A 20,163-nucleotide genomic window follows, 5' to 3' on the forward strand; every position below is an offset into this window, starting at 1 on the left:
ACAATGTCATCCATCGATACCAGCGTGCTTTTCCGCCCACTCACCATCAAATCCCTGCGACTGAAAAATCGCATTGTCATGGCCCCCATGACCCGCACCGCCTCCCCCGACGGTGTGCCGACGGATGCAAGCGCCGCGTACTACCAGCGTCGCGCGGCCGGACACGTGGGACTGATCCTGTCGGAAGGTACGGTCATCGACCGCCCGGCGTCCCGCAACGATCCTCAAATTCCGTTCTTCCATGGCGCGCCCGCGCTGGCCGGATGGAAAGGCGTGATCGATGCCGTGCACGGCGCCGGTGGCCGCATGGGACCGCAACTGTGGCACACCGGCGCCACCCGCTCCAGCGAATGGGAACCCGAGGAACCGGTCGAGAGCCCTTCCGGACTCGACGCCCCCGGCAAGCCTCGCGGCCAGGCCATGAGCGACGGCGCCATCGCCGATACCATCGCCGCCTTCGGCAAGGCGGCTGCCGACGCCAAGCGCCTCGGCTTCGACACCGTTGAGATCCACGCCGCGCACGGCTATTTGATCGATCAATTTTTCTGGTCTGGCACCAACCTGCGTACCGGCAGCTTCGGCGGCGCCACACTCAAGGAGCGCTCGCGTTTCGCCAGGGAGATCGTCACCGAGGTGCGCAAAGCGGTCGGACCGGATTTCCCTATCCTGATGCGAATCAGCCAATGGAAACAACAGGATCTGAGCGTCCGTTTGGCCGCCACGCCGACTGAGATGACGGATTGGCTGCTGCCGCTGGTCGAGGCCGGCGTCGATGTGCTGCATTGTTCGCAACGACGTTTCTGGGAGCCGGAATTCCCGGAAATCGACGGCGAGAACGGGCTCAATTGCGCCGGCTGGGCCAAGAAACTCACCGGCGCGGTCACCATCGGCGTGGGATCGGTCGGACTTGACAGCGACGTCCTGAATGCGTTCGCCGGCAAGGGCTCTGGCGTGATGAGTATCGACCGGCTAATCGAACGGATGGAACGCGAGGAATTTGACCTGATCGCGGTGGGCCGCGTCCTGCTCACCGATCCCGACTGGGTGGCGAAGATCGAGGCCGGCCAGTTCGACAACCTCAAAGGTTTCGACCCTGCCTCGCTCGCCGCAGTCGTTTAAATCGCCCCCAAGCCGCGCCCGGCAATGAGCGGGCGCGGCGCCAGCATTTAAACTGTGGGCAATTGGTAGTCCCGATACTGCTCGCGTAGTTTATTTTTCTGGATCTTGCCGGTGCCGCCGACGGGCAAAGCCTCGGCGAACACGACGTCATCCGGCAACCACCACTTGGCGACCTTGCCGGTGAAGTGAGCGAGCAGTTCATCGCGGCTCACCCGCTGTCCGGGCCGCAGCACCACCACCAATAAAGGCCGCTCATCCCACTTCGGATGCGCCACGCCGATGCACGCCGCCTGCATTACTGCCGGGTGCGCCATAGCGACGTTTTCCAGGTCGATGGTGCCGATCCATTCGCCGCCGGACTTGATCACGTCCTTGCTGCGGTCGGTGATCTGCATGAAGCCGTCGGCGTCGATGGTGGCGACGTCGCCGGTCGGGAACCATCCGTCCTCCAGCATATCGCCGCCCTCGCCCTTGAAGTAGCTCGCCAGCACCCACGGCCCTTTCACCAGTAAGTGACCGTAACTGACGCCATCCCACGGCAAGTCCTTGCCATCGTCGTCGACGATCTTCATGTCCACGCCAAAGATCGCATGCCCCTGCTTTTGCAGGATGGCGCGCTGCTGCTCCTTTGGCAGCTCGGTGTGCTTGCTGAGCAAGCCGCCGGTCGTGCCCAGCGGCGACATTTCCGTCATGCCCCAACCGTGGATGACCTCGACGCCGAATTCGTCGATCAAGGTATTCATCATCGCCGGCGGACAGGCAGAGCCGCCGATCACCGTGCGGCGGAAGGTCGAAAACTTCAGCTTGTTCTGCAGCGCGTAGTTGATCAGCCCCAGCCAGACGGTCGGCACGCCCGCCGAGAACGTCACGCGCTCGCTCTCGAACAGCTCGTAGACCGATTTGCCGTCCAGCGCGGCGCCGGGGAACACCATCTTGGCGCCCGACAGCGGCACCGAGTACGGCAGCCCCCAGGCGTTGACGTGGAACATGGGCACGACCGGCATCACGACGTCGCGCGAGGAGACGTTGAGCGCGTTCGGCATGGCCGACGCATAGGCGTGCAGCACCGTCGAGCGGTGCGAGTACAGCGCGCCCTTGGGATTGCCGGTGGTGCCGGAGGTATAGCACAAGGTGGCGGCCGTGTTCTCGTCGAACTGCGGCCAGACGTAGTCGTCCGAGTGGGCGCTGATCAGGTCTTCGTAGCACAGCAGATTGGGGATCCTGGTTTCGGCCGGCATGCGGTCGGCGGCGCCCATCAGGATGAAGCCCTTGACCGTCTTGCAATGGGCAGCGATGGCCTCAACTAGTGGCAGGAAACAGAAATCGAACAGCAGATACTGGTCCTCGGCATGGTTGCAGATATAGGCCAGTTGCTCGGGATGCAGGCGCGGGTTGATCGTGTGCAAGACGGCGCCGGAACCGGACACGCCGTAGTACGCTTCCAGGTGACGGTAGCCGTTCCACGCCAAGGTAGCCACCCGCTCGCCCTGCCCTACGCCGAGTCCGTGCAGCGCGTTCGCCAGCCGCTTGGCGCGCTGGTGGCATTCGCGGAAGGTGTAGCGGTGCAGGTCGCCCTCCACCCGGCGCGAGACGATTTCGCTGCCACCGTAGTGCCGGGCGGCGAACTCGATAATGCTGGAGATCAGCAAGGGCTGGCTCATCATCTGGCCCATCACCGGCGCCGGTGTAGCCGCCGTACTCTCCGAACTCGGGAATTGCATGACACGCTCCGCAACATGGTTATTTATGCAAACAAGTGTGGAGGGGCGGAACAAGCACCGTCAACGGTTTTCGATGCTGCAATGCAGCACCTGAAGCCTGCGGTAAAATCACCAAATCATCGGCGGTAGCCCCGCCGAGCCTACTTGAATGGACACGACTATTACTGCTTCCAATTTGCCGCTGGACAATTCATTTGCGTCCTTGCCGCCCGCTTTTTATACCCGGCTCATGCCTACCCCGCTGCCCGCACCGTATCTGGTCGCCGTCAGCGAGCCGGCCGCCGCGCTGATCGGTCTGACGCCCGCGCAACTGGCCGATAACGTCGACATTTTGATCGGCAACGCCGTGCCGGAGCGCGCTCTGCCACTGGCGGCCGTCTATTCCGGCCATCAATTCGGCGTCTGGGCCGGCCAGCTCGGCGACGGCCGCGCCATCCTGTTCGGCGAAGTGGCCACCGCCGAAGGCCCGGTGGAACTGCAGTGGAAAGGCGCCGGCATGACGCCCTATTCCCGCATGGGCGATGGCCGCGCCGTGTTGCGCTCGTCGATCCGCGAGTTCCTGTGCTCGGAAGCGATGCATGCGCTGGGCATTCCGACCTCGCGCGCGTTGTCGGTTGCCGGCTCGGACCAGGGCGTGATGCGCGAAACGGTCGAAACGTCGGCCGTCGTGGTGCGCATGGCGCCCAGCTTCGTGCGCTTCGGCTCCTTCGAGCACTGGTTCTACCGCAACAAGCCGGACGAGCTGAAAATCCTGGCCGACTACGTCATCGACCGGTCTTACCCGGAGCTGCGCGCCGAAGACAACCCGTACGTCGGCCTGCTGCGCGAAGTCAGCATCCGCACCGCCCACATGATCGCGCACTGGCAGGCGGTCGGCTTCATGCATGGCGTGATGAACACCGACAATATGTCGATCCTGGGCTTGACGATCGATTACGGCCCGTTCGGCTTCATGGAAGCCTTCGATCCCGGCCATATCTGCAACCACACCGATCAGCAGGGCCGCTACTCGTACAGCAACCAGCCGCAGGTCGGCCACTGGAACTGCTACGCGCTGGGCCAGGCGCTGCTGCCGCTGATCGGCGAGGTCGAGGCCGCACAGGCGGCGCTTGATGTGTATCAACCGGCATTCGCCGCCAAGCTGGACGAGCTGCTGCACGCCAAGCTGGGTCTGACCCAGCTGGAGCAGCATGCAGACGCCGACCGAGCGCTGTTCGACGCTATGTTCGCGCTTATGCAAGCCAATGGCGTCGATTTCACCCTCTTCTTCCGCAAACTGGGCGGCTTGAAGGCGGCCGACGCCAGCGGCGACGAACCACTGCGCGACCTGTTCATCGACCGCCCGGCCTTCGATGCTTGGGCCATCCAATACCGCAAGCGCCTGCAAGCCGAGGCCAGCGACGATGCCCAACGCCAGCTTGCGATGAACAAAATCAACCCCAAATATGTGCTGCGTAACTATCTGGCCCAAGTGGCCATCGAAAAAGCGCAAAACAAGGACTTTTCCGAGGTGGAGCGCCTGCTGGCGGTATTGCAGCGCCCATTCGACGAACAGCCCGAGCACGACCACTACGCCGCTTTGCCGCCTGACTGGGCAAGCCATCTCGAAGTCAGCTGTTCTTCTTAAGCGAGCCAATCCATGACCAATAAAGTGACCAAATCCGACGCTGAATGGCGCGACATGCTGGACCCGATGGAATACCAGGTGACGCGGCACGCCGCCACCGAGCGTGCATTTACCGGTAAATTCTGGGATCATCACGAGCACGGCATCTACACCTGCGTGTGCTGCGACACGCCGCTGTTCCGTTCCGACGCCAAGTTTGATTCCGGCTGCGGCTGGCCGAGCTATTTCGAAGCACTGGACCCGGCCAACGTGATCGAGAAAACCGACCGAACCCATGGTATGCTGCGCACCGAAATCATTTGCGCGGTATGCGATGCCCACCTGGGCCACGTGTTCCCGGACGGCCCGCCGCCGACCGGCCTCCGCTACTGCATCAATTCGGCCTCCTTGCGATTTGATCCACAAGACTAATAAACGCTATAAGACACCATGAAATTTCTGTTCGACTTTTTGCCGGTCCTGCTGTTTTTCGGCGCCTATAAGCTGTCCGGCGCCAATGCCGAGGCCTCGCAGCACTTCATCAACACTTATTTGAGCGGCATCATCTCCGGCGGTTCGGTCACCGCGGACCAGTCGCCGATCGTGCTGGCCACCCTGGTCGGCATCATCGGCACCATCGCCCAGATCGCGTATCTGAAGCTGCGCGGACAGAAAGTCGAATTCCTGATGTGGTTCTCGCTGGGCATGTTTGTGTTTTTCGGCGGCCTGACGATTTACTTGCACGATGAAGTATTCATCAAATGGAAACTGAGTATCGTCTATTGGTTCTTTGCCGTCGGTTTGCTGGTCAGCGAATTTGTCTTTAAAAAGAATCTGATGCGCAAATCGATGGGCGAAATCATCGAGCTGCCGGATGTGATCTGGTCGCGCCTCAATCTGGCGTGGATCGGTTTCTTCACCGCCATGGGCATCCTCAACTGGTATGTCGCCTTCGTTCTTTATAAAGGCGATACCAGCGCCTGGGTCAGCTTCAAGGCGTTTGGATCGACCGCCATCATGTTTGTGTTTATCGTTGCGCAGACGATTTATTTGTCGCGCCATATGAAGGATCCGACATGAGCGATACCCGGATGGACCGCATGCGCGGCCGCTTCCAGGCTGCTTTGTCGCCGGTGGAATTGGTGCTGGAAGACGATTCCGCAATGCACGCCGGCCACGCCGGCGCGGCCTCCGGAGGTGGTCACTACAATGTCAGAATCGTTTCGTTACAATTCGAGGGCCTGAAACTCGTCACAAGACATCGACTCGTGTATGATTCCGTGCACGATATGATGCATAGTGAAATACATGCATTGGCCATTACCGCATTGGCTCCGTCCGAAGTATGATGTAGCGCCCGGTGAGGAGCGGTCCTATCGGTTTCAAGAATAACTGAACACAAAGACAGATAGCTGACCGAACTCCTTCCAGGCAATTTCGCTAAAACTTTCCCCTTACAGGAATTAATAATGACTTTCAAGCCAGCCAGTTTGCTGATCGCACTTCTCGTTGTCGCCGTGCCTGCATTCGCACAGAACGTTGCCGTTGTTAATGGCAAAGCCATCCCAACCTCGCGCGTCGAAGCGGTCGTCAAGCAAGTCGTCGCTCAGGGCCAGCAGCCGGACTCGCCGCAACTGCGCGAACTGATCAAGAAAGACTTGATCGGCCGTGAAGTGATGATGCAGGAAGCGGAAAAACAAGGCTTCGGCAAGGATGCGGCTGTCAAGGCGCAGATCGACAACGCCCGCCAGGCCATCATCATCAACGCGATGATCGCCGACTACATCAAGAAGAACCCGATCGCCGACGCCGACGTCAAGGCCGAGTACGACCGCTTCACGAAACAGGCCGGCGACAAGGAATACCACGTGCGTCACATCCTGACCACGACCGAAGCCGAAGCCAACGACGTGATCGCCAAGCTCAAGGCCGGCGCCAAGTTCGAAGATCTGGCCAAAACGTCGAAAGACACCGGTTCGGCTGCCAACGGCGGCGATCTGGACTGGGCCTCGCCTTCGTCCTTCCCACCAGCGTTCTCGGCCGCCTTCGTGGCCCTGCAAAAAGGTGGCGTGACCGAGAAGCCGGTGCAGACCCCGAACGGTTTCCACGTCATCAAGGTCGACGACATCCGTCCGGCCAAGCTGCCGACCCTGGAAGAAGTCAAGCCGCAGATCTCCGAAGCGCTGGCGCAGAAGAAGCTGCAGGCGTATCAGGAAGAACTGGTCAAGAAAGCAAAAGTGCAGTAATGTTATAAAAGGCGGCGCCCTGCGGGGCGCCGTTTTTGATTCTGCGTTGGTACAATGCACCGCCGAGTGCGATTTCTTGTTTTTTTATAGGATTTAATAATGATGTTGAAGCCAGCCCGTCTGTTGTTAGCACTGATCGCTGTCGTTGCAGCCCCGGTTTTCGCGCAAAACGCCGCGACCGTCAATGGAAAGGCTATTCCTGCCGCCAAGGTAGACCAGATGGTCAAGCAAGTGGTCGCCCAAGGCCAGCAGCCTGACAGCCCGCAGCTGCGCGAAATGGTCAAGAAGGAACTGATCGGCCGCGAAGTGCTGCTGCAGGAAGCCAGCAAGCAAGGCTATGGCGCCAAGCCGGAAGTGAAGTCGGCCATCGACAACGCCGCGCAGAGCATCACCATCAACGCCATGCTGGCGGACTACGTCAAGAAGAACCCGGTCAAGGATGCTGAAATCCAGGCCGAGTACGACAAGTACAAGGCCGCCGTCGGCGACAAGGAATACCACTCGCGCCACATTCTGGTCGCGACCGAACAGGAAGCCAAGGACATCATCGCCAAGCTGAAAGCCGGCGGCAAGTTCGAAGAACTGGCCAAGGTCTCGAAGGATGGTTCGGCCAACAACGGCGGCGATCTGGGCTGGATGACTCCCGCCAAGCTGGTCAAGCCTTTCGCTGACGCCATGGTCGCCCTGAAACCAGGCGCGATCACCGAAACCCCGGTCAAGACCGAGTTCGGCTACCACGTCATCAAGCTGGAAGAGTCGCGCGCCACCAAGCTGCCGGCGCTGGCCGAAGTCAAGGGCCAGGTTTCCGAGGCGCTGCAACAGAAGAAGATCGCCGCCTACCGCGACGAGCTGATCAAGAAAGCCAAGGTCCAGTAATACTGGCCGGTGAGCGCGGCGCGGACCGCCGCCCCGCTCCCATGGAACGCCCGATGAAGTTTATCGGGCGTTTTGCTTTTCAAGCCTTGGCGCGCCGGCGCCATTCGAACAGGCCCATGCCGGCGAGCATGGCCAGCACGAACAGCAGCGCCTTGGGCTCCAGCATGCCCATGCCCACTAGTGCAGGGCCGGGGCAAAAGCCGGCGATGCCCCAGCCTATGCCGAACAGCAGCGCGCCGATGACCAGGGGACGGTCGATCTGGCGCGTCGTCGGCAGCTTGATCGGCTCGCCGGATGGCGTCACTTTGCGCCGGGTGGCCGCCGCGAAGCCGACCAAACCAACGCCGATCGCGCCGCCCATGACGAATATCAGGGAGGGATCCCAGGCGCCGGCCAAGTCGAGAAAGCCCAGTACCTTGGCGGGATTGGCCATTCCGCACAGTATCAGGCCGAGGCCGAAAATCAGTCCGGACAGTAAGGCGGTGAATATCGGCATATGCCCTCCTCTAGTTGATTAAATGACGGACCACGTAGGTGGCGGCGAAGCCTGCTGCCATAAAAGTTATTGTCGCCACCAGGGAACGTGGCGATAGCCGGGATAAACCGCAGACGCCATGGCCGCTTGTGCAGCCGGAACCGTAGCGTGTTCCCACGCCTACGATCAGGCCTGCGGCGAGCAAAATACCGTAACTGGCGTCGATTTGAATGGCGGGTAGTTCGGTGAATAAACGGTAAATTAACGGTGCGCCAAACAGGCCGGCGATGAACGCCACGCGCCAGCTGATATCGCCCTTTTGCGGCTGGAATAAGCCGCCGATGATGCCGCTAATGCCGGCTATTCTCCCGTTGAATAGAATGAGCAGGCTGGCTGCGGCGCCGATTAATAGCCCCCCCGCCAGCGATGCCCACGGGGTGAAGGATTGCCAGTCGATTGACATCGTTGTTCCTTTTTTCGATCGTGCGGTGGATTGGCCGTTGGTTGATTCCCACTATAGCATCTGTGATCGTTAATTGTTCTGGGCTGCGGTGGCGCTTGGCGGATTACGCTGCGCTAATCCGCCCTACGTGGTTCAGAAAGGCGCGAGGGACCCTTACCTCAGCACGTTGCGCCAGAATTTGGCTGTTACGTGCTAATATTTGGCGCAAACTAACGACCTATGCCCGTGGCCGCCAATGACGCCCGATATAACAGCTATTGTTGCCTCCCTTCAGGGCGTTGCCGACCCAACCCGTCGCGCGCCCATGGCCGCTTATATGCGCGATCAGTTTGAGTTTCTTGGCATCGGAGCGCCAGCGCGTCGCGCGGCAACCAAAGCGTTAAATCAAGTTATGAAGAGGCGTAGCGCGGATGAATTGATAGCAATGTCGCGGACATTGTGGGATTACCCTCAGCGGGAATATCAATACGCGGCGATCGATTTACTTGCGATGCACACCAATAAACTCGATGTCGGTCATTTGCCTGCTTTGATCCAGCTGGTGCAATCGAAATCATGGTGGGATACGGTCGATGCGATTGCATCCATCGTCGGCAAGGTTTTGCGATACCGGCATGACGATATGGATCAGGCCATCGTCCACCCAAATATGTGGGTGAGGCGGGTCGCGATATTACATCAGTTGGGCTGGCGGGATAAAACCGATGAGGCGCTGCTTTTTTCTTATTCGCTGCAATGCGCGCACGAAAAAGAGTTTTTTATACAGAAAGCCATCGGCTGGGCATTGAGGGATTACGCGCGCCACAACCCGCAGGCCGTGCGGGAATTCACCGCAAGGGAAAAAGCCAGGCTTTCTCCGCTCAGTTATCGGGAAGCGAATAAGCATCTCGCGGCCGACGGTTAAACCGGATGATCTTAACGTAATCGAGGCAGCGGGGATTTCTCCCGGCTGCCTCGATATCCAACCCCGCAATTACGCCGAGCTTTTAACCCACGAATTTACGGGCGTTGCGGAACATGCGCATCCAAGGCGAATCCTCGCCCCACGCTTCCGGATGCCAGGATTGCTGCACCGAGCGGAACACGCGCTCGGCATGCGGCATCATCACGGTGAAGCGGCCATCGGCCGTGGTCACCGACGTCAGGCCCTGCGGCGAGCCGTTCGGGTTGAACGGATAAGCCTCGGTGGCCGCGCCGCGCTGGTCGACGAAACGCATCGCCGCCACGGCTTCGGCAATGTTGCCGGTCTGGCTAAAGTCTGCGTAGCCTTCGCCGTGGGCGATGGCGATCGGCGTCTGCGTGCCGGCCATGCCGTTGAAGAAGATCGACGGCGAATCCAGCACTTCCACCATCGCGAAGCGCGCTTCGAATTTCTCCGATTTGTTGGTGGTGAACTTCGGCCACGCATGCGCGCCCGGGATGATGGACTTCAGATTGCTCATCATCTGGCAACCGTTGCAGACGCCCAGGCCAAAGCTGTCGGCGCGCGCAAAGAAGCGGGCGAACTGCTCGGACAAGGCGGCGTTGAACAGGATCGTCTTGGCCCAGCCCTCGCCGGCGCCCAGCACATCGCCGTACGAGAAACCGCCGACGGCGATGATGCCCTGGAAGTCGTCCAGCTTGACGCGGCCGGCGATCAGATCGCTCATGTGCACGTCGACGGCGGTGAAGCCCGCCTGGTGCATCACGTACGCGGTCTCGATGTGCGAGTTGACGCCCTGCTCGCGCAGGATCGCCACGCGCGGACGAACGCCCGTCGCGATGAACGGCGCGGCCACGTTCTCGGTCAGGTCGAAGGTGATCTTCGGCGTCATGCCCGGCTCGGATTCGTCCAGGATGCGGTCGTATTCGGCGTCGGCGCAGGCCGGATTGTCGCGCATGCGGGCGATGCGCCAGCTAGTTTCGCTCCACAGGCGGTGCAGCGCCGCACGCGGCTGGTTGTAGATCACCTTGGCGTCGCGGGTGAATTCGATCACGCCACGGTCGTTCGGCTTGCCGATGATATGGCTGCACGCGCCCAGGTTGAAGGAGCGCAGCACGTCCATGACCAGCGACTTCTCGTCGGCGCGCACCTGGATCACCGCGCCCAGCTCCTCGGAGAACAGCGCACGCAAGGTTTGCTCGTTGCGGCGCTCGGCGATCTGGCCGGTCCAGTTCTTGGCGTCGCCCTGGTCGGCGCCGTGGCCCTCTTCCAGGGTCAAAATGTCAAGGTTGATCGACAAGCCCGCGCGGCCGGCGAAGGCCATCTCGGTCAGCGTGCCATACAGGCCGCCGTCGGAGCGGTCGTGGTAGGCCAGCAGCTTGCCGTCGGCGTTCAACTGCTGGATGGCGGCGAAGAAGCCTTTCAGGTCTTCCGGATTGTCGACGTCCGGCGTCTCGTTGCCCAGCTGGCCCATGACCAGCGACAGCGCCGAGGCGCCCAGGCGGTTCTTGCCGCGACCCAGATCGATCAGGATGATGGCGGTGTCGCCGGCGTCGGTCTTGATCTGTGGCGTCAGCGATTTGCGCACGTCATACACCGGCGCGAAGGCCGAGACGATCAGCGAGACCGGCGAAGTGACGGCCTTCGAATCCCCTTCATCCTTCCATGTGGTGCGCATCGACAGCGAATCCTTGCCGACCGGGATGCTGATCCCCAGCGCCGGACACAGTTCCATGCCGACCGCCTTGACGGTGTCGAACAGCGCCGCGTCCTGGCCAGGCTGGCCGCAAGCGGCCATCCAGTTGGCCGACAGTTTGATGTCGGAGATATCCTTAATCGGCGCGGCGGCGATGTTGGTGATCGATTCGGCGACGGCCATGCGGCCCGACGCGGCGGCGTTGATGACGGCCAGCGGCGTGCGCTCGCCCATCGCCATCGCTTCGCCCAGATAACCTTCAAAGCTCATCGCGGTGACGGCGCAATCGGCCACCGGCACCTGCCACGGGCCGACCATCTGGTCGCGCACGGACATGCCGCCCACGGTGCGGTCGCCGATGGTGATCAGGAAGGACTTGTCGCCCACGGTTGGCAGCAGCAGCACGCGTTTGGCCGCTTCTTCCAGTTCGATGCCGGTTAGGTCGATGGCCGGGAACTCGTTTTGCACGTGATGTGCGTCGCGCTGCATCTTCGGCGGTTTGCCCAGCAACACATCCATCGGCATGTCGACCGGCTCGTTGCCGAGCTCCGGATCGATCAGCTTCAGTTGGCGTTCCTCGGTGGCGGTGCCGACGACGGCGAACAGGCAGCGCTCACGCTCGCACAGCGCCTTGAACATCGGCAGGCTTTCCGGGGCGATGGCCAGCACATAGCGTTCCTGCGATTCGTTGGACCAGATCTCTTTCGGCGCCATGCCGCTTTCTTCCAGCGGGATCTTGCGGAGGTCGAAGATCGCGCCGCGCTTGGCGTCGTTGGTGATCTCCGGGAAGGCGTTCGACAAGCCGCCGGCGCCAACGTCGTGGATCGAGATGATCGGATTGTTCGCGCCCAACTGCCAGCAGCCGTTGATCACTTCCTGGGCGCGCCGTTCCATTTCCGGATTGCCGCGCTGGACCGAATCGAAGTCCAGGTCGGCCGTGTTGGTGCCGGTCGCCATCGACGACGCGGCCGAGCCGCCCATGCCGATGCGCATGCCGGGACCGCCCAGCTGCACCAGCAGGCTGCCGACCGGGATGTCGTTCTTGTGCGTGTGCTGGCCGGAGATGTTGCCAATGCCGCCGGCGATCATGATCGGCTTGTGGTAGCCGAACACGGTGTCCTGGGCGCCGGCGAACTGCTTGCCGATATTCTGTTCGTAGGTGCGGAAGTACCCACCCAGCACCGGACGGCCGAATTCATTGCTGAACGCGGCGCCGCCAAGCGGGCCTTCGATCATGATCTGCAGCGCCGAGGCGATGCGGTCAGGCTTGCCGTAGGCCTTGGCGGACGCGCTGTCGCGGTAACCGCTTTGACCACTAAGCGGCGCGGTCACGTCGATATCGTTTTCCCAGGCCTGCACGGCGCCCGGCAGCAGCAGGTTCGAGACCGTGAAGCCGGTCAGGCCGGCCTTCGGCTTGGCGCCGCGGCCGGTCGCGCCCTCGTCGCGGATCTCGCCGCCGGCGCCGGTGGAGGCGCCCGGGAACGGCGAAATGGCGGTCGGGTGGTTGTGGGTTTCCACCTTCATCAGGGTGTGCGTCAGTTCCGTCATCGGCGCGTACTGCTGCGCCTCGCCCTGCGGGAAGAAGCGCATCACTTCGGCGCCTTCCATGATCGACGAGTTGTCGCTGTAGGCGACGATGGTGCCCTTCGGCTGCAACTGGTGGGTGTTCTTGATCATGCCGAACAGCGACTTGGGCTGCGCAACGCCGTCGATGGTCCAGTCGGCGTTGAAGATCTTGTGGCGGCAATGCTCGCTGTTGGCCTGTGCGAACATCATCAGTTCGACGTCGGTCGGATTGCGGCCGGCCTTGGTGAAGGCGGCGTCCAGGTACTCGATCTCGTCGTCCGACATCGCCAGGCCCAGGTCCATATTGGCCTTCTCCAGCGCGTTCTTGCCCATGCCGATCACATCGACCGACTCCAGCGGCTTGGCGTCCAGCGTGCGGAACAGGCCTGCCGCCTCCTCCGACGAGCGCAGCACCGATTCGGTCATGCGGTCGTGCAGCAGGGCCGCGACGGTTTGCACTTCCGCGTCCGACAGCTTCTTCGGCGCGCCGATGCTGCTGCCCAAAATGCCGGTCTTCAGGTTGATGCGGAAGGCGATGCCGCGCTCGACGCGCTTGACGTGCGTCATGCCGCAATTGTGGACGATGTCGGTGGCCTTGGAGGCCCACGGCGAGATCGTGCCGAAACGCGGGATGACGAAGAACTCTTCGACCGCGCCTTCGGTGTTGTCGGCGTGGGCCGGCTCGCCGTAGGTCAGCAGGCCGCCGAGGCGGCTGGTGTCGTCGGCCGACAGCGGCTGGGCGGCGTCGATGAAGTGGACATAGCGCGCCTGGACGGCGGCGACGGACGGCAGCGCGGCTTGCAGTTGGGTTAACAGGCGTTGGCTACGGAATGCGGACAGGGCGTTGGAGCCCGGCAGAATCAACATATTTGGAGGATGGTTGATGCAGCAAGGCTGCGGATTAAAGGGCGATGAGGCATGAGGCTAATTCTTGCAGTGTTCCTTTGCGCGCATTATACCCGTTAGCAGCTTCTCCATACAGCGCCATTTCCACCCAAAAACTGCCTCCGAAGCAACATTCAAGGCCGCTTTGCCCCAGAAAACCCCCTCTTTCCTGGCCAAACACCGGGTTTCTGTAACATTTTTACTTGCCTTGGGGTATGCTTGACCCACTATAAGCAGGGGTTTCATCATGGCGGAATATAGCGATTTGTCGGTGCTCATCGTCGACCCGAACCCGGGTATGCGCGGCAGCCTGCACAATATGCTGAACCAATCGTCGATCACCAAGATCGAATATGCGGTCAGTTCCGGCACCGCGATCCGGCAGTTGTCCAAAAAGCCCTACGACATCGTGCTGTGCGAATACGACCTGGGCAACGGCAGCGGCGAAGCCAACGGCCAGGACGGCCAGCAACTGCTCGAAGACCTGCGCCACCACAAGCTGATCGCGCAGTGGACCATCTTCATCATGCTCACCTCCGAGGGCGTCTACAGCAAGGTCATCGGCGCGGTCGAGCTGGCGCCGACCGACTACATCCTCAAACCGTTCACCGTCGATTCGCTGCTCCAGCGCATCGGCCGCGCGGTCGACCGGCGCGAGGTGTTCTGGCCGGTGTACCAACAGCTTGCCGCCGGCAGCATCCGCAAGGCCATCACCAGCTGCAAGGAAGGCGAGGACAAGCATCCGCGCTACGCCAACGATTACGCCCGGCTGCGCGCCGAGCTGCTGGTGTCGATCGACGACCTGGTGGAGGCCGAATTCGTCTATCAAACCATCCTGATGACCCGCCCCACCGCCTGGGCCCACCTGGGCATGGCGCGCTGCCAATTCGGCTTGCAGAAATTCGTCGAGGCGCAGCAAACGCTGGTCAACCTGCTGGAGGAGCATCCGAAGTTCATGGCCGCCTACGATCTGCTGGCGCGCACCCACGAGGCGCTGGGCCAGCAGGAGTCGGCCAAGAAGGTGCTGGAGGACGCCGTCGGCATCTCCCCCAACATGGTGCGCCGGCTGCGCCACCTGGGCGAGGTGGCGCTGGAGACGGGCGACGTCGGCGTGGCCGAGAAGGCCTTCAAGCAGGTCGTCGCCAAGGCCAAGTACTCGGAGTTCCGCGACCCCGAGGACCACGTCAAGCTGGTCAAGACGCTGGTCAAGAAGGGCGACGCCAACCAGGCCAGCGGCGTGATCCGCGACATGGAGCGCTCGCTGCGCGGCAACGCCAACACCGAGGCCTGCCGCGCCATCGCCGCCGGCATGGTGCAGGAAATGACGGGCAACCTGGCCGGCGCCGCCACCGAGCTGACCGCGGCCGTCAACGCCATCGAGAGCGCGCGCGGCCTGTCGACCGGCCTGAAGATCGGCCTGGTGCACAGCTGCCTGAACATCAAGCTGGACCAGCAGGCCTCGAACGTCATGCTCAACCTGATGAACGACACCGACAGCGGCGTGACGATGGACGACGCCGTGCAGGTGTTCGAACAGGCCGGCCGCCACGACTTGGCCGAGGGCATGGGCGAACAGATCAAGATGCAGGTTGGCGAATTGCTGTCCGACGCGGCGGCGATGCGCGGCCAGGGCGACCTGCGCGGCGCGCTCGACACGCTCAACGCCGGCCTGCGCAAGGCGCCGGCCAACATGTCGCTGCTGCCGGCGGCCGCCTCGGCGATGTTGAAGCAGCTGGACGATCTGGGGTGGGAGGCGCCGATGGCCGAACAATGCGCCTGGCTGCTCGAGCGCATGCGCAAGATCGACCCGGCCCACCCGTCGCTGGAGGCGCTGCAGGCGCAGTACGCCCACACCCAGCGCAAGTATGGTATCGCCACCACCGCCTGAACGCGTCACGCGCGCAGCGCCTCACCCCTGCCCGGCCCTCCACTCGCGCTTCCCGCGCCCTCACCTTATCAAATTAAATATCATTATTGATATCCATCAATAGCAATAGACGATACAATTCCGCTAATTCTGAGAAAAACTTCAATGTTGCCAGAATAAAACTATAACAGCGGTGTGTCCAAAACTAGGGGTAACATGATGGTCTCAGGTAACGGCGGTTTCAGAACCGACGTGAACGGCTTGCGCGCGTGGGCCGTTCTCGCGGTGGTGCTCTATCACTTCGGCGTGGCGGGATTCGACGGCGGCTATGTCGGTGTCGATATTTTCTTTGTCATTTCCGGTTTTTTAATGACCGGAATCATCTTCAGGGCATTGCAGGACGGCGCGCTGCAACAGCCCGGCGCCTTCCTGTGGCGCTTCTACCTGGCACGCGGCAAGCGTATCCTGCCGGCGCTGATCGTCCTCTGCGCAGCGTTGCTCATGGCCGGCTGCTTCACGCTGTCGGTCCTCGAGTTCGACGAGCTTGGCGATCAGGTCGCCAGCGCCTTGCTGTTCTTGTCGAACATCAAATTCTGGCGCGGCACCGACTACTTCACCCCCGGGGTGTTCAATATTCCGCTGCTGCACACCTGGTCGCTGTCGGTCGAATGGCAGTTCTACATGGTTTTGCCGTTGGCAATGATGTTGGTGTGGAAAATTCGGCCCTCGCGCCAAGCGATGCTGACCGCCCTTGCGCTCGGCGCCGCCGTCTCGCTGGGCCTGTGCCTGTACCAGGCCGAGATGCGGGCGGTGACCGCGTTTTACCTGCTGCCGTACCGCGCCTGGGAGATGATCGCCGGTGGCCTGGTCGCGCTGGCGGCGCACCGGCCGCCGCGCTCGCAGGCGGCGGCCGGCGCGCTGCAACTGACCGGAATGGCCATGATCGCCTGCGCCGTGCTGGCGTTCGGCCATCAGGTGTGGCCGAACTGGCGCGCGCTGGTGCCCGTCGTCGGCACCATGCTGGTGCTGGCGGCGGCGCGGCAAGCGTCGCCGCTGACCAACTGGGCCCCGCTGCAATGGACCGGCCGCATTTCGTACTCGATGTACCTGTGGCACTGGCCGCTCGCGGTGGGCCTGCATTACCTGGAGCTGCACCGCGATCCGCTGGCGATCGCCTGCGCGCTGGCGCTGACGTTCGCGCTGGGCCATTTGTCCTACGCGCTGGTCGAAACGCGGCTGCGATTGCCGCTCGAGCGCATGCCGCGCTACGCCGTCGCCGCCACGCTGGTCGCCGGCTGCGCCGCCGTGGCGCTCCCGGTGCTGCTCATCAAGCTCGAGCATGGCTATGCGGGGCGCTTCCCGCAGGACGTCGAAGCGCTGTTCGCCTCGGCGCAGGACCGTGACCAGCCCGGCGGCTGCGAGATCGTCGACCACGGCCATGACAAAGGCTGCCAGGTGGGCGGCGACAAGCTGTCGGTCATCGTGCTCGGCGACAGCCACGGCGGCGCCATCTTCGGCGCGGTGGCGGCGGCGTTGCCGAACGCCTCGATGGGCGCGCTCAACTGGACCTTGGGCGGCTGCCCCTCGCTGCAGGGCTACCGCAGCGTCATGGACGCCCCCCAGCGCTGCAGCCGCTTCCTGGCCTGGACGCTCGACCGCCTGCGCAGCATGCCGGCCAATGTGCCTGTGGTCATCATCAACCGCAGCGCGCTGTACATGGAGGGGCCGAATGAGGACGGACTCGAGCACACGCTGGCGGCGCCGCCGAGCTTTTACTTCACCGCGCCGCACGCCACCTTCAGCGCCGCCTTTTACAAGGAGGTCGGCGACCGCATGGTCGAGACCGCTTGCGCGATCGCCAGGCACCGGCCGGTGTACATGATGCGCCCGGTGGCTGAAATGCGGATCAACGTGCCCCAGACGCTGGCCCGCGCCAAGATCCTCGGCCGCGAGCGCGAGCTCGGCGTGGCGATCGACGCCTACCGGCAGCGCAACAAACAGGTCTGGGCGGCGCAGGATGCGGCCCATGCGCGCTGCGGCGTGACGATCCTCGATCCGCTGCCCTACCTGTGCCCGGACGGCACTTGCCATGCGATGGCCGGCGGCAAGGCGCTGTATTTCGACGATAACCACTTGAGCAAACATGGTAGCCGCTATTTGACGCCGCTATTCTCGTCCATTTTCACCGGTCCTGCCGCCAGCGCGACGCCAGCGCTAGCCGCGCTGCGCCACTGAAGCCACGCCGTGTTAGCGGTAAAAGATCGGCGCGCCCGGGAATTGCGACCAGTGATTGATCAAATACCACGACACGAAGTACATCGCGCACAGGAAGAAGGCGCAAGTGATCGCCGACTGCGCGGTGCCGCCTGCGCGCAACAGCCTGAACAAGGCTCGCATCATATTTCCTTCTCAGCATGCAAAAGCCGACTGTAACGAGCGGCGCGGCGCCACCGCAAGCAGCGATCGCGCCGGACCGGATGGCGCGCCCGAAGGTATCGCCATCCGCCACCACCGAAGCGGCCGAAGCGGCCGCCGGCGGCGTACCGGCGCCGGCCATATTTTTTGCCATGGGTGCTTAATTGCCAATTTGAATGTTTATAATAGCGTTTTGCTATGCACCGCCGCGTTGGCGGCTACTTTTAAAGGAGATATCTGTGGGAACTGCGGTTAAGGGAGGTTTCCGTTCGGATATCAATGGCCTGCGGGCCTGGGCCGTGCTGGCCGTCATCCTGTTCCACTTCAAAATACCCGGCCTCGACGGCGGGTATGTCGGGGTCGACATTTTCTTCGTGCTGTCCGGCTTCCTGATGACCGGCATCATCGCGCGCGCCCTGCAAGGCGGCGCGGCGGACCGGCCGGGACAGTTCCTGTGGAAATTCTTCCTCGCCCGGGGGCTGCGCATCTGGCCGGCCCTGCTGGTGATGTGCGCGGCGCTGTTTGTGGTCGGCTGGTTCACCATGTCGCCGGACGAATTCCGCAGCTACGGCGAACAGGCGCGCAGCGCCGTGCTGTTCTTCTCGAACATCAAATTCTGGCGCGAGACCGGCTATTTCACGGCCAACGCCCACAGCCTGTGGCTGCTGCACACCTGGTCGCTGTCGGTCGAATGGCAATTTTATGTGGTGCTGCCGATCGCCATGCTGGTGGCGTGGCGCATCCGGCCGACCCCGCGCGCGCTGGTGGTGCTGTTGATCGCCGGCGCCGTGGTCTCGCTGGCGCTGTGCCTGGTCATGGCGCAGCGCAGCCCCGGCACCGCCTTCTTCCTGCTGCCGTGCCGCGCGTGGGAAATGATCGCCGGCGGCCTGGTGGCGCTGGGCGCCCCGCGCGCGCCACGCTCGGCGGCCGTGCGCCACGCGCTGGAGCTGGGCGGGCTGGCGCTGATCGGCTACGCCATCCTCGCCTTCGGCCACCTGGTCTGGCCCGACTGGCACGCGCTGGTGCCGGTGCTCGGCACCGTGATGGTGCTGATCGCCGCCAAGGAGGACTCGGTGCTGACCAACTGGGCGCCGCTGCGCTGGATCGGCGCGCGCTCGTACTCGATGTACCTGTGGCACTGGCCGCTGGTGGTGGCGATCTACTACTTCGGCGACGACGCCGACCTGGTGCAGACCGCGTGCGCCCTGCTGCTCACGTTCCTGCTGGGCCACCTTTCCTACGAGCTGGTCGAAACGCGCATGCGCCGGCCGCTCGACCGCCTGCCGCGCGGCGCCGGCTCGGCCGCGCTGGCCGCCGCCTGCCTGCTCGTGGTTGTCCCCGGCACGGTGATCGCCATGCAGGGCGGCATCCCCGGCCGCCTGTCGCCCGAGATCCAGAACATGTTCGCCACCAGCGCCGAAAAACAGGACCGCATGCCGGACTGCCGCATCGTCGAACATGGCGACGCGCGCGGCTGCGCCACCGCCGGCAGCGAACTGGGCGTGATCGTCCTTGGCGACAGCCACGCGATCGCCCTGTTCGACGCGGTCAGGCAAGCCTTGCCGCGTCCCGATCTGCGTGCCGAGCGCTGGGCCACCCACGGCTGCCCGTCGATGCGGCACGTGTACACGGTGGGCAATCCCTCGCCCGAATGCGACCGCCTGGTCGGCTGGGCGCTGGATCGCCTGGCCAGCGTGCCGGCGACGGTGCCGGTGGTGATCATCAACCGCGGCTCGCTGTACATGGAAGGCCAGAACGAGCTGCACACCGACGACGACATCGCCAAGCCGGGCATCTACATGAGCAAACAATACGCGACGCGCACTCCCGAGTTTTACAAGGAAGTGCGCGACAACATGGTCGACACCGCGTGCACCATCGCCAAGCGGCGCAAGGTGTACATGGTGCGGCCGATACCGGAGAGGCGGATCGACGTGCCCAACGTCATGGGCCATGCGATGACCATGGGAAAACCGCGCGAGATCGCCGTGCCGCTCGACGAGTACGCCAAACGCCACGCCCGGGTCTGGCAGGCGCAGGACGAAGCCCACGCCCGCTGCGGCGTCGTCATCCTCGACCCGCTGCCCTATCTGTGCCGGGCCGGGCGCTGCGAGTCGGTGGAAGGGCAACGCGCGCTGTATTTCGACGACGACCACCTCAGCCGCTACGGCGCCTCGCGCCTGACGCCGATGTTCTCGACCGTGTTCGCCGGCGGCCACGCCACCGCGCACGCGCACGCGCAGCCGGGCGGCGCGGCGCCCTGAGCACCGCCGCCAGCGGCCGCCACCACGTCCCGGCGCGCGCCG

The 20,163-nt window shown here is 63.0% G+C and carries 17 protein-coding genes; 12 read left to right on the top strand and 5 right to left on the bottom strand.

Features of this window, described 5'->3' with window-relative positions:
* Window positions 1-3 precede the first annotated feature (3 nt).
* Window positions 4-1,119, top strand: a complete 1,116-nt coding sequence (locus NHH73_17050) for an NADH:flavin oxidoreductase (protein USX24335.1) — start codon at window positions 4-6, stop codon at window positions 1,117-1,119.
* A gap of 47 nt (window positions 1,120-1,166) precedes the next feature.
* Here NHH73_17050 and NHH73_17055 read toward each other — a convergent pair whose 3' ends face one another.
* Window positions 1,167-2,795, bottom strand: a complete 1,629-nt coding sequence (locus NHH73_17055) for a 3-(methylthio)propionyl-CoA ligase (GenBank protein ID USX29642.1) — start codon at window positions 2,793-2,795, stop codon at window positions 1,167-1,169.
* 274 nt (window positions 2,796-3,069) lie between these two features.
* Between NHH73_17055 and NHH73_17060 the strand changes: the two genes are divergently transcribed.
* From NHH73_17060 to NHH73_17085, 6 genes are all read left to right on the top strand, one after another.
* Window positions 3,070-4,467 carry a YdiU family protein gene (locus tag NHH73_17060; GenBank protein ID USX24336.1) on the top strand — a complete coding sequence of 466 codons (1,398 nt, stop codon included), beginning with the start codon at window positions 3,070-3,072 and terminating at the stop codon, window positions 4,465-4,467.
* Between the two features lie 12 nt (window positions 4,468-4,479).
* Window positions 4,480-4,878: a peptide-methionine (R)-S-oxide reductase MsrB gene (gene msrB, locus NHH73_17065; protein ID USX24337.1), complete on the top strand. Its 399-nt coding sequence runs from the start codon at window positions 4,480-4,482 to the stop codon at window positions 4,876-4,878.
* Window positions 4,879-4,896: 18 nt separating this feature from the next.
* Window positions 4,897-5,526 (top strand): septation protein A, encoded by a 630-nt coding sequence (locus tag NHH73_17070; protein USX24338.1) that lies wholly within the window; start codon window positions 4,897-4,899, stop codon window positions 5,524-5,526.
* Window positions 5,523-5,795 carry a BolA family transcriptional regulator gene (locus NHH73_17075; protein ID USX24339.1) on the top strand — a complete coding sequence of 91 codons (273 nt, stop codon included), beginning with the start codon at window positions 5,523-5,525 and terminating at the stop codon, window positions 5,793-5,795. The genes NHH73_17070 and NHH73_17075 overlap by 4 nt, the downstream gene beginning before the upstream one ends.
* 120 nt (window positions 5,796-5,915) lie before the next feature.
* Window positions 5,916-6,692 carry a peptidyl-prolyl cis-trans isomerase gene (locus NHH73_17080; protein ID USX24340.1) on the top strand — a complete coding sequence of 259 codons (777 nt, stop codon included), beginning with the start codon at window positions 5,916-5,918 and terminating at the stop codon, window positions 6,690-6,692.
* 99 nt (window positions 6,693-6,791) lie between these two features.
* Window positions 6,792-7,568 carry a peptidylprolyl isomerase gene (locus NHH73_17085; GenBank protein ID USX24341.1) on the top strand — a complete coding sequence of 259 codons (777 nt, stop codon included), beginning with the start codon at window positions 6,792-6,794 and terminating at the stop codon, window positions 7,566-7,568.
* A gap of 79 nt (window positions 7,569-7,647) precedes the next feature.
* Here NHH73_17085 and NHH73_17090 read toward each other — a convergent pair whose 3' ends face one another.
* Together NHH73_17090 and NHH73_17095 are read right to left on the bottom strand one after the other, a co-directional pair.
* Window positions 7,648-8,064, bottom strand: coding sequence for a YeeE/YedE family protein (locus tag NHH73_17090; protein ID USX24342.1), 417 nt, complete (start codon window positions 8,062-8,064; stop codon window positions 7,648-7,650).
* A gap of 10 nt (window positions 8,065-8,074) precedes the next feature.
* Window positions 8,075-8,506 carry a YeeE/YedE family protein gene (locus NHH73_17095; protein ID USX24343.1) on the bottom strand — a complete coding sequence of 144 codons (432 nt, stop codon included), beginning with the start codon at window positions 8,504-8,506 and terminating at the stop codon, window positions 8,075-8,077.
* Between the two features lie 235 nt (window positions 8,507-8,741).
* Between NHH73_17095 and NHH73_17100 the strand changes: the two genes are divergently transcribed.
* Window positions 8,742-9,410 carry a DNA alkylation repair protein gene (locus NHH73_17100; protein USX24344.1) on the top strand — a complete coding sequence of 223 codons (669 nt, stop codon included), beginning with the start codon at window positions 8,742-8,744 and terminating at the stop codon, window positions 9,408-9,410.
* Window positions 9,411-9,492: 82 nt separating this feature from the next.
* Here the strand turns inward: NHH73_17100 and purL are convergent, their stop codons facing one another.
* Complete coding sequence (gene purL / locus NHH73_17105) at window positions 9,493-13,557, bottom strand: phosphoribosylformylglycinamidine synthase (protein ID USX24345.1); 4,065 nt, start codon at window positions 13,555-13,557, stop codon at window positions 9,493-9,495.
* Window positions 13,558-13,822: 265 nt separating this feature from the next.
* Between purL and NHH73_17110 the strand changes: the two genes are divergently transcribed.
* A complete protein-coding gene (locus NHH73_17110; protein ID USX24346.1) occupies window positions 13,823-15,463 on the top strand; it encodes a response regulator in 1,641 nt (546 codons plus the stop codon).
* Between the two features lie 195 nt (window positions 15,464-15,658).
* Complete coding sequence (locus tag NHH73_17115; protein USX24347.1) at window positions 15,659-17,677, top strand: acyltransferase; 2,019 nt, start codon at window positions 15,659-15,661, stop codon at window positions 17,675-17,677.
* 12 nt (window positions 17,678-17,689) lie between these two features.
* Here NHH73_17115 and NHH73_17120 read toward each other — a convergent pair whose 3' ends face one another.
* The gene (locus NHH73_17120; protein ID USX24348.1) at window positions 17,690-17,842 is read right to left on the bottom strand and encodes a hypothetical protein; all 153 of its coding nucleotides are present in this window, start codon (window positions 17,840-17,842) and stop codon (window positions 17,690-17,692) included.
* Between the two features lie 14 nt (window positions 17,843-17,856).
* Between NHH73_17120 and NHH73_17125 the strand changes: the two genes are divergently transcribed.
* Together NHH73_17125 and NHH73_17130 are read left to right on the top strand one after the other, a co-directional pair.
* Entirely contained in the window at window positions 17,857-18,021 is a 165-nt protein-coding gene (locus tag NHH73_17125) for a hypothetical protein (protein USX24349.1), read from the top strand.
* A gap of 75 nt (window positions 18,022-18,096) precedes the next feature.
* The gene (locus NHH73_17130; protein USX24350.1) at window positions 18,097-20,121 is read left to right on the top strand and encodes an acyltransferase; all 2,025 of its coding nucleotides are present in this window, start codon (window positions 18,097-18,099) and stop codon (window positions 20,119-20,121) included.
* Window positions 20,122-20,163: the final 42 nt, after the last annotated feature.

It is taken from the genome of Oxalobacteraceae bacterium OTU3CINTB1 (assembly GCA_024123955.1).
Taxonomy (GTDB): Bacteria; Pseudomonadota; Gammaproteobacteria; order Burkholderiales; family Burkholderiaceae_D; genus Rugamonas.